The organism is Myxococcales bacterium (genome assembly GCA_012517325.1).
GTDB lineage: Bacteria > Lernaellota > Lernaellaia > Lernaellales > Lernaellaceae > JAAYVF01.
On record JAAYVF010000006.1, the window covers coordinates 159,903 to 170,126 of the forward strand.

At 64.4% G+C, this 10,224-nt stretch carries 6 protein-coding genes; all 6 read right to left on the reverse strand.

Annotated elements, in window-relative coordinates:
* Positions 1-16 precede the first annotated feature (16 nt).
* The gene (locus GX444_01085) at positions 17-2,464 is read right to left on the reverse strand and encodes a DNA internalization-related competence protein ComEC/Rec2 (protein ID NLH47176.1); all 2,448 of its coding nucleotides are present in this window, start codon (positions 2,462-2,464) and stop codon (positions 17-19) included.
* Entirely contained in the window at positions 2,457-4,295 is a 1,839-nt protein-coding gene (uvrC, locus tag GX444_01090) for an excinuclease ABC subunit UvrC (GenBank protein ID NLH47177.1), read from the reverse strand. Before uvrC ends, GX444_01085 begins: the two co-directional genes overlap by 8 nt.
* The gene (locus tag GX444_01095) at positions 4,292-4,633 is read right to left on the reverse strand and encodes a cupin domain-containing protein (protein NLH47178.1); all 342 of its coding nucleotides are present in this window, start codon (positions 4,631-4,633) and stop codon (positions 4,292-4,294) included. Before GX444_01095 ends, uvrC begins: the two co-directional genes overlap by 4 nt.
* Positions 4,634-4,702: 69 nt before the next feature.
* Positions 4,703-6,763: an excinuclease ABC subunit UvrB gene (gene uvrB, locus GX444_01100; protein ID NLH47179.1), complete on the reverse strand. Its 2,061-nt coding sequence runs from the start codon at positions 6,761-6,763 to the stop codon at positions 4,703-4,705.
* A gap of 3 nt (positions 6,764-6,766) precedes the next feature.
* Positions 6,767-7,669 (reverse strand): methyltransferase domain-containing protein, encoded by a 903-nt coding sequence (locus GX444_01105; GenBank protein ID NLH47180.1) that lies wholly within the window; start codon positions 7,667-7,669, stop codon positions 6,767-6,769.
* A gap of 33 nt (positions 7,670-7,702) precedes the next feature.
* The coding region (locus GX444_01110; protein ID NLH47181.1) for a PKD domain-containing protein at positions 7,703-10,224 on the reverse strand (2,522 nt) is incomplete at its 5' end.

Sequence of the window (10,224 nt, forward strand, 5' to 3'; positions counted from 1 at the left end):
ACGGCCGGCGACGATTCTACTTTCCGGCCAATAACGGGTTGCTCGGCGGCGGCGCGATGCCGGAACAGAGCCAGGGCCCGCCCGTGGTTCGACAGGCGATTGCGCCGTCGCGGTCAGTGCGCCAGAGCCGGACGCCGGCGGCCGTCCACTGCGCGACCACCTCCGGGTTGGGAAGTTTGTAGGGATTCTGAAACCCGACCGGCAGCAACGCGTCGCCGGCTCCGAGGCGTTCGATCAGTTCGGGAACAAGGCTGGTCAGCGAGCCGTGGTGCGGCACCTGGACGACCTCGGCCCGGAGGTCGCGCCCGGTGGCCAGGAGCGCGGTTTCGGCCTCCCGCGCCATGTCGGCGAGGATCAACGCGGAACGATCACGCCAGCGGACGCGAAAGGCCAGGGAACGATCGTTCAGGTCCCAATTTGGTGGCGCGTCCGGCGGCGGGTTCAGGATTTCCAGAGTCAGCGGACCGAGCGCGACGGGCGTGGGATCGGCCTGGCGCTCGACGACCGGGAGGCCCCTGGCGCGCGCTTGATCGATGGCCAATAAATAGGGCCCCGTGTCGCGATAAGCCCGGTCCAAGGGCAGAACCCAGATTTCACCGATGGGGATTTTCTCCAATAACGGCAGTAGGCCCCGAAAATGATCCGGATGTGGGTGGGTGAAGATCAGCAGGTCGATCCGGCGCAACCGGTTGGCCGACAGAAACGACCGCACCGTCTGACCGCGCGGTTCGACGCCGCCGTCCACCAGAATGGTTTTTCCCTCGGGACCGCGAACCAGAATCGACATACCCTGGCCGACGTCCAACATCGTAAACGTCAATTCCTGGCGCTGCTCGCGGTACCGGCTCTGCAACGGCGGAATCGCGATCAACAAGCCGAGCGCGACCAGCGCCGCCGCTCTCGCCCGCCGGTCGCCGAGTAGCGGCACGGTGAAAATCAACAGGAAAAAGGCGGCCATTTCCAACCAGGTCGGCCGGCCGAGAAACCACATACGGCAGCCGAGGCGTTCGAACAGCAAGCCCATGCCGTAAACCTGATCGGCCGCGTACCAGGCCGCCGTCCAGAGCCAATGCGCGACGGCCGGATGAATGAAAACGAACAGGGCGCCCAGCAGGCACAGCGGCACGACGAACAGGCCGTAGATGGGAATCGCCGCCAGGTTGGCCACCAAGGCGACCGGCGAGATTTCGCCGAAGTGCCACAAGCAGATCGGCACCGTGGCGAGATACGCGGCGGCGGACAGAAAAAAGCTGGTCACCAGACCGGTGCGCAGCCGGTCGACCCACGGCGTGGCCGTCAACCGGTCCAGGTCCGCCCGTTGTTTGAGGATCAGCATGGGAAGCCGGCGCCAGTGAATCATCCCCCAGATCGAGGCGAAACTGAGCTGAAAGCCGACCTGCCACAGCGCTTCGGGAAAACAGAGCAACGTCAAAATGAATGCGGCAGCTAGGGAGTTGAGGGGATCGCGCCGCCTTCCGAGAAAAATGGAAAACAGCAGGATCAGAAACATGACGCTCGCCCGCCAAATGGTGGTCGCGCCGCCGGCGACGATCGTGTAGCCCACCACCGCCGGGGACGCGATCAGCGCCGCCAGTCGCGGCACGTTGAACCGCAGGCCGAAGGCGGGAAAGCGGCTGAAGAGATACCAGAATAACGTGAACAGCATTCCCGCGATGGCCGTGATGTGCGTGCCCGAGATGACCAGCAGGTGCCCTACGCCGAGCAGCGAGTAGGCGGCCTGGATGTTCGGGTCGATCAGCGATTGTTCGCCCAGGACCATCGCTTCCGCCAGCCAGCCCCGGTTGTCCGGTTCGGTGTCGGCCCGTTGGCGAATGCGCGTGCGGATCGCCTCGAGGAAATCAAATGATCGGCGATCGCTCGGGTTGATTTTGTCCAGGCGGTCGCCGTCGAAAACGCGCCCGTGGACGTAAAGCCGCTCCCCCGCGGCTGTCCAGTCGCGATCGTCGACGCCGGGGGTGCGCGGCGAGGCGATGTACTCGATCTCGGTTGCGAAGCGAACGGGGTCGTTTTTCGCGACCGGGGGCAGATTGCGGCCGACCAACACCTTCATTTTTCCGGTGGCGCGCGTCCACCGATCCTTCTGGGGGGCGATTTTCGTCAGGCGCACGATCAGGGCTCCGCCGCCATCGCGATAGCGGGTGGGCGATTCCTCGACGATCCCCTCCATTTCCATCCGGCCGCCATGAACCCAATGCGAGACATGATTCGCGGGCGGTGCCGGAGCCACGATCGCGTGAATGCGCAACAGCCCCGCGGCGAACAGGCCCAGGGTGAGGGCGACATTGCGCCAAAAAAGCTTTTGCCGGAGTTGGGCGGCGGGTATGCCGAAAGCGGCCAGGGCGAGGAGCAACAGCGCCGGAGTCACGGGCGGGTCGAGCCATCGTCCGACGAGGAGGCCGGCGGCGAGCGCCATCGCCCCGGCGACGAGCGGTCGTCTAATCATCCGGATGCAGGTGCTCGTAAATGGTGGAAGCCAGTTTCGGACCGATGCCCGGCGCTTGTCGCAGCGCTTCGCGGTCGGCTTCGCGAATGCGTGCCACGCTGCCGAAGGCCCGCAGCAGGTCCTTCTTCTTCTCCGGTCCGAGACCGGGGATTTCATCCAGTTCGCTGGCAGTGAGCGCCTTGGACCGCAAGAGGCGATGGTACTCGATGGCGAAACGATGGGCCTCGTCGCGGATGCGCTGCAGCAGGTGCAGGACGTTGCTGCCGGCCTTGAAAGTCAGGGCGTTTTTGCGGCCGGGCAGATAGATCTTGTCCTCCGGACCGGGGTCGTCCGGTTCCAGATCCTTGATTTTCGTGATCGCCGCCACTGGCTGGTCGACGAGCCCCAGTTCCGCCAACACGGCGACGGCCACCGCGAGATGACCCTTGCCGCCGTCGATCAGCAGCAGATCCGGCAGGTCGCCGGCGTCGCGACCGCGCGTCAGGCGGCGCGTCAACGCCTCGCGCATCATGGTGTAATCGTCGGGCGAGTCCTTGGTGCGGATGCGGTAGCGCCGATAGCCGCGGCGATCCGGCTCGCCCTGGACGAAGCGGACCTGTGACGCCACCGCCTGTTTTCCTTGGAGGTTCGAAACGTCGAAGCATTCGATGACATCCGGCAGGCGCGGTAGTTGCAGCTTTTCCTGGGTTTCGCCGAGCACGTCGGCCGACGTGACGAGCGCGCCGCGTTGCGCCTCGAAATGCCGTCGGGCGTTGGTCGCCGCCAGCGCGACCAGTTCCTTGCCTTCGCCGCGCTGGGCCGTGCGCAGCTCCACTTTGCGACCGGCGACCTCGCCCAGCCAATCGGCCAGCACCGTGACGCTTTCCTCGGCGTCCGGGGGCAGGAGGATCTGCTCGGGCAGAAAATTGTCGCCGCTGTAATAAACGCCGATAAGCTGCCGCAAAATCGCGTCGTCGTCGTCCTCGATGTTGCGGAACGGGTAGATTCGTTGGCCGGTCAGCGAGCCGCCGCGCACGAACAGTTGGCAGACGACCACCGCCGCGCCCTCGCGGTACAGGCCGAAGACGTCGCGGTCGCCCTTGCCGTGCGCCACCATCCGTTGTTTTTCGAGGGTTTTTTCGATCGCCGCGATCCGGTCGCGCAGCCGGGCCGCCGCCTCGAATTCCAGCGCCGCCGCCGCCTCCTGCATTTCGGCGGTCAACGCCGGCAACAGTTCGCTCATGCGGCCGGCGAAAAACAGCTTCACCTCTTCGATGAAACCGCGGTACTGCGTCTGGTCGATGTAACCGACGCACGGCGCGCGGCAACGGCCGATCTGGTATTGCAGGCAGGGGCGCTGGCGGCCGGAAAAGTTGCGGTCGCTGCATTTGCGCAGCAGAAAAACGGCGTTGATGAATCGCAGGGTCTCGCGCACGGCGCGGGCGTCGGAAAACGGCCCGTAGTATATGTTGCCGTCGCGTTTGACCTTGCGCACGACGTTCAGGCGCGGAAAGGGATGGCCGAGGTCCAGTTGCAGGCTGATGAAGCGTTTGTCGTCGCGCAGGCGCACGTTGTAGCGCGGCGTGTGTTTCTTGATCAGCGTCGATTCGAGGATCAGGGCTTCTTTTTCGGAATGGGTGACGATCCAGTCCAGGTCGGCGATGTGCGCGACCAGCAGGCGGGTCTTGCTATCCTTTTCCTCGGGGCGCTGAAAATATTGGCGGACGCGGTGGCGCAGCACTTTGGCCTTGCCGACGTAGATGATCTTCCCGGACTCGTCTTTCCAGAGATAGACCCCGGGATCGAGCGGCACCAGATCCAGTTTTTCGCGGATGAATTCGTCGCCGTTCATTCGATGTTGGGGATCAGGCACACGAACAGCAGGGGTTCTTGTCCGGTGTTGAGCACCTGATGCTCGAGGTTCGGGGCGATGAAGGCGTAATGACCCGGTGCGACCGGATAGGTTTTACCGTCGCAGAAAATCTCGCCCGTTCCCCGATGCACGAAGATTTCGTGCTCGTAATCGTGCCGGTGCCGGGGCGAATGGCCGCCCGGCTGCATTTCAAACACGCGCATGACGAAGTTCGGCGCGCCCTGTTTCGGCCCGATCACGACGCGCATCGTCACGTCCTTGGCGCCGGCCATGGTGACGGGCGCCGGCTCCACCTCGCGATAGGATTCGATCGGCATGACAAGCCCTCCCGGAAGCGATTCGGCGTTATTTTAGCCGTTGTTCCCGGCCGTGCAAAGCGGCGGCGGTCAGCGGCGGCGCATTTTGACGGCGCGCGGTTTGCGGCCGACGTTCTGCTTCAGCGCCGGGGTCGTGCGGCGGGTGCCGAGGTGGTATTCCTCGAGTTCGTTGATCCGGTCGCGCAGTTTGGCGGCCTGTTCGAAATCGAGTTGGTGCGCCGCCTCGAACATTTCCTTTTTGAGGCTTTCGATCAAGACGGGCAGTTGCCGCAGATCGATTTCGGCCGCCTCCGCGGGTTCATCGACCGGCACGGTCAGGTAATCCGCCTCGAAAATGCTGGCCAGAACGTCGTTGATGTTCTTGCTGATCGAGGCGGGCGTGATGCCGTGTTCCTGGTTGTAGGTCTTTTGCACCTCGCGCCGGCGGTTGGTTTCGTCGATGGCGCGCTTCATGCTGTCGGTCAGCCGGTCGGCGTAGAGGATCGCCTTGCCGTGGATGTGGCGCGCGGCGCGGCCCATGGTCTGGATCAGGCTTGTTTCCGAGCGGAGAAAACCTTCCTTGTCGGCGTCGAGCACCGCCACCAGGCTGACTTCGGGCAAATCGAGGCCCTCGCGCAGCAGGTTGATGCCGATCAGCACCGAAAACACGCCCTGGCGCAATTCGCGCAGAATGACCATGCGCTCGATCGTATCGACCTCGCTGTGCAGGTAGCGCACCGGCACGCCCAGGTCGCGGTAGTAGTCGGTCAGGTCCTCGGCCATGCGCTTGGTGAGCGTGGTCACCAGCACGCGTTCCTGCCGCTCGAGACGGTGCTTGATTTCGGCCAGCAGGTCGTCGACCTGGTCGGCGGCGGGGCGGACCTCCACCTCCGGGTCGATCAGGCCGGTGGGGCGGATGATCTGCTCGGCCACCACGCCGCCCGCCTGTTCGAGTTCCCAGCGGCCGGGCGTGGCCGAGATGAAAATCGTCTGGCCGATGCGCTGGACGAACTCATCGAACTTGAGCGGCCGGTTGTCCAGCGCCGAGGGCAACCGGAACCCGTACTCGACCAGCGTCGTTTTGCGGCTGCGGTCGCCGTTGTACATCGCGTGCAGTTGCGGCAGCGTCTGGTGCGATTCGTCGATGAACAGCAGAAAGTCCTTGGGGAAATAGTCGAGCAGCACGGCCGGCGCTTCGCCGGCGGGGCGGCCGTCGAGGTGGCGGCTGTAATTTTCGATACCGTTGCAATAGCCCAGTTCACGCAGCATCTCCAGGTCGAACAGGGTCCGTTCGCGAATCCGCTGCTCTTCGAGGTATTTGTCGTTGCGGTGCAGTTCGGCGCAACGGACCTCCATTTCGGCGCGGATGCTGGCCAGGGCGCGTTCGAGCTGGTCGGGCGGCGTGACGTAGTGGCTGTTGGGAAACACGGCGATCTGGTCCAGTTCGCGCAGGGTCTTGCCGCGCAGTGGGTCGATCGTCTTGATGGCTTCCAGTTCGTCGCCGAAAAACTCGAACCGCACCGCGGACTCTTCCTCGTAGGCGGGAAAAAGCTCCACCACGTCGCCGCGCACGCGGAAGGTGCCGCGGAAGAAATCCACGTCGTTGCGCTCGTATTGCATGTCCACGAACATGCGCAGCAACGCCTGTCGGTCGAGCTGCTGGCCGGCGCGGAACGTGGTCAGGAGCGAACTGTAGAATTCCGGCCGGCCCAGGCCGTAGATGCAACTGACCGAGGCGACGATGATCGTGTCGCGGCGGGTCAGGATGCTGCGCGTGGCGCTGTGGCGCAGGCGGTCGATGCGTTCGTTGATCGAGCTGTCCTTCTCGATGAAGGTGTCGCTGGCCGGGATGTAGGCCTCGGGTTGGTAATAGTCGTAATACGAGACGAAGTATTCGACGGCGTTTTCGGGGAACAATTGACGGAACTCGTTGAAAAGCTGCGCCGCCAGCGTTTTATTGTGCGCCAGCACCAGGGCGGGGCGGTTCAGCCGCGCGATCAGGTTGGCCATGGTGAAGGTCTTGCCCGAGCCGGTGACGCCGAGCAGCACCTGAAAGCGGCGGCCGCTTTCCGCTCCTTCGACCAGCTCGGCCAACGCCCGCGGCTGGTCGCCGGTCGGTTGGTATTCCGAAACGAGTTTGAATTGATCCATGTTTCAATCCGTCAGCGGCCAGCGCCGCGCCGGATCGCCCGCGGGGCGGGCGACGGCGACCAGCCATTCGGCGTCGGCGGCCTGGTATTCCCGGCCGGTCAGGTCGCCGAACACGGTTTCCAAACGCCAACCGGTTTCCAGCAAGAGCGATTCGAGTTCCGCCGGCGAATAGGCGGCGTGGCAGATGGCGAATTCACGGACCAGCTTGCCGTGCTGATCCAGAATGAACACCTGGTGCACTTGTTTGCGCTGTTCGGCGAGGTAGCGGCGCTCCTCGAGCCAAAGCTGCCGCCCTTCGTGAAACGGGCTGCTTTCCTTGATGTTCCAGGTGCGGCCGACGTCCTCCCGCAGCGCGTTGCGAGTGATGAGGTCGAGCACCAGCACCCCGTCGTCGGCGATCCAGCGTCGGATTTTTTCCAGCACGCGCCGGAATTCGTCCGGCCGAAACGCGTTGCCCTGGGCATAAAGCAGCGTCACGGCCTCGAACGACCGGTCGGGAAAGTCGACGGCGCGCGCGTCGGCTTCCCGATAGTCGATCGGCAGGCCGAGGCTCGCCGCCTGTTCCCGCGCGTAGGCGATCGCGGCCGGCGAGAAATCGACTCCCGTCGCCGCATGGCCGAGGCGCGTCAGTTCCACGGCGTAAAACCCGGGTCCGCACGTCAGATCGCACACGCGGGCCGGGCGTCCCAGGGCGTCGCGGAAGATCCCGTCCAGAAAGGCGCACTCGGCGACAATCAGATCGTACGGCCGGCTGGCCTGATCGTTCGAGGAGTCCAGGTGCAGCTTCAGGACCTGCCGCGACAGCTCGGGATCGTCCCACGGGAAGCTGCTCCAGCCGCCTTTGACCGGCGCGTTCAACCGCCGGTCGCGCAACTCATCGAGCCAGTTTTTCGACTTCGCCTTCATTGCCCTCGAAATCGCCGCGCCGGCCGGCCGCCGCTAGCAACCGCAACCGGCGTCGTCGTCATCGTCCGCGTCGCCGGATGAAGCGGGCGGTTCGCTGTCGTCATCGTCGTCCCCGGACGCGTCGTTGTCGTCGTTATCGTCATTGTCGTCGTTGTCGTCATCGTCATCGCCGGCGGCGGTCACCGTGAGGTAATCCGTTTTGGTCTCGACGTCCGAGCCGCCTTCGGTAGTGGCTTGTAACGATACCGTGTAAACGCCCGCCGTCGAATACGTATGCACGGCGTCGGCGATCGTGGAGGTCTGGCCGTCGCCGAAGGTCCAGAGATAGGTCGTGTTGCAACCCGAGTTTTCCGTCAGGTTGGTGAAAGTGACCGTCAGCGGGGCCTCGCCGGAGGTGACGTCCGCGCTGAAGTCGGCGGTCGGGGCCGGGCAGACCACCGTGATGTAGCGCCACTTCGAGGCGGTATCGGACCCGCCGGGGCCGGTGACCGTCAGGGCCACGGTGTACTTGCCGATTTCCTCGAAGACGTGCTGCGGGTCGCTTTCCGTCGAGGTCTGGCCGTCGCCGAAGTCCCATTCGTAGGCGGTGATCGATCCGGAGGAGAGGTCGGTGAATTGCACCGTGAGCGGCCCTTCGCCGCTGGTGGGCGTACCGGAAAAGTCGGCGACGGGCTCTCCTTCGTAGGCGTTGATGTAATCGGTTTTGGTGAGGGTATCCTCGTCGACGCCGTCCGAAACCGTCAGGCTGACCGTGTAATAGCCTTCCACAGGGTAAGTGTGAGCCGGATTGGTTTGATCGGAAGTCTCGCCGTCGCCGAAATCCCAGAGCCAGGAGGTCGGCTCGCCCGCGGCGGCGCTGGTGAATTGCACTTCCAGCGGCAGGAGGCCGCTGGTCGGCGTCCCGGTGAAGGCGGACATCAACGCCGGCGTGCCGACCGCGTCCAGGTCGAAGCCGTCGTACTGGCCGGCCTTGCCCGCGTCGCCGGAGCCGCCGTCCTCGATCAGCACGTAGCGGACGTTGCTCAACCCGGCGGATTCCAGGTCGAAGGCGGAGGTGCCGGTGCCGTCGCCGATCACGGTCCAGTCGTCGTCCCAGGCGGCCTTGCCGGAGAGCGTGAAATCCTCGTCGCCGTCGCTGTAGCTTTCGTAAACGGCCAGATCGTCGCCTGCGGCGTTGTCGATGCCGTCGGGCCCCAGGTCGAGGACGACCCAGCCGCCGAAGCCGAGAGGATAGATCTCGCCGTCGGGCCGGCCCAGGGCGTCCATGGACAATTGATGGGTGTAGATGGCGGTCGGGCATTCGCTGTAGATCCAGCGCCAGGCGAAGCTCTTGGGCTTCGTGTCCGGAGTCAGGGAAATCGCCAGGTTCGTCGGCGTGCCGGCGGCGATCGTCACGCTGTCGCTGTAAGGCAGATACCCGTTGGCGGCGACCGTCAGACTGTAAGTCCCCGGCCGCAGGTATTTGTGAAAATCGCCGATTTCCGGATCGCTGAAGGTCGACCAGCGGCCGTTGATCTGCACCAGGGCGGCGAGGGGGCCGCCATCGGCGTCGCTGGTGACGGTGCCGTGCAGGCCCTGGCCGAGTTCCTGCAACAGCCACAACAGCGATGGCTCGTGGTCGCTGATGATCTGCGCGGCCTTGTCCCAGGTGCATTCCTTGACCAGCGATACTTCCATGCTCCAGGCCGCCACGCCGTGGCTGCCGTACAGTTCGTCCTTCGTCGAACCGCTCATCTGGTACATGCCAATGCTGCCCTGATACCAGGTGTCCATCGCGGTATCGAGGCAGTAGTTGCAGTACTGCTCGCCGAGGTAGTCGAACTCGTCCCAATCGGGCGGCGAATCCAGGTGATACGACCACGGCAGGCTTATGACAACCGTGCCGGAATGGCCGGAAATGGCCGCGGAATAGGGCTGATTGCCGATCCAGATCGCGGAGAGCGCCTGGCTTTCGGGCTCGGAATGCAAAGCCGGGCCGGAATCGAGTTCGTCCGGATCCCACATGTAGCCGAAGTTGCGGTTCAGATCCACGCCGTCGTTGTTGTAGCGCGTCCGGCCGTAGATCGGGTCGTCATAATTGCCGTCGGGATTGGTCAGCGGCGTGATGAAGATTTCGCGGGAGTCGACCACGGCCTGGATATCGGGGTCGCCGGCGTAGTTGTCCAACAGCCACTCGATCGCATGCAGGTTCAGTGTGTACGCGGCGATCTCGTCGCCGTGAATGGAGCCCTCGAGGTAGATCGCCGGTTCGTCCTCGTTGACGGCGACGTTGTCGGAAATCTTGACCAGGTAAAGCGGCCGGCCGCCGAGGGTCGTGCCGATGGTTTCGTAGGTCATCAAATCCGGGTAGGTGTCGGCGTACCCTTGCAGGAACGCGCCGATTTCCTCGTTGGTGAAAAAGTGATCCAGCACCGGCGGCGTTTTCGGCTGCGGCCGGGGGCCTTGGGCGGTGGAATTTTTCGCGCGGGCGGCGGACCAGGCATCGAGATCGTCGATGAGGATTTCGACCTCGAATCCGGCCCGGATCAATTCGGCGATGGTTGCGGGGCGGGCGA

Excerpts from the sequence above, each read along its gene's own strand:
- GX444_01085 (NLH47176.1), bottom strand. The coding sequence starts at position 2,464 with ATGATTAGACGACCGCTCGTCGCCGGGGCGATGGCGCTCGCCGCCGGC.
- uvrC (NLH47177.1), bottom strand. The coding sequence starts at position 4,295 with ATGAACGGCGACGAATTCATCCGCGAAAAACTGGATCTGGTGCCGCTC.
- GX444_01095 (NLH47178.1), bottom strand. The coding sequence starts at position 4,633 with ATGCCGATCGAATCCTATCGCGAGGTGGAGCCGGCGCCCGTCACCATG.
- uvrB (NLH47179.1), bottom strand. The coding sequence starts at position 6,763 with ATGGATCAATTCAAACTCGTTTCGGAATACCAACCGACCGGCGACCAG.
- GX444_01105 (NLH47180.1), bottom strand. The coding sequence starts at position 7,669 with ATGAAGGCGAAGTCGAAAAACTGGCTCGATGAGTTGCGCGACCGGCGG.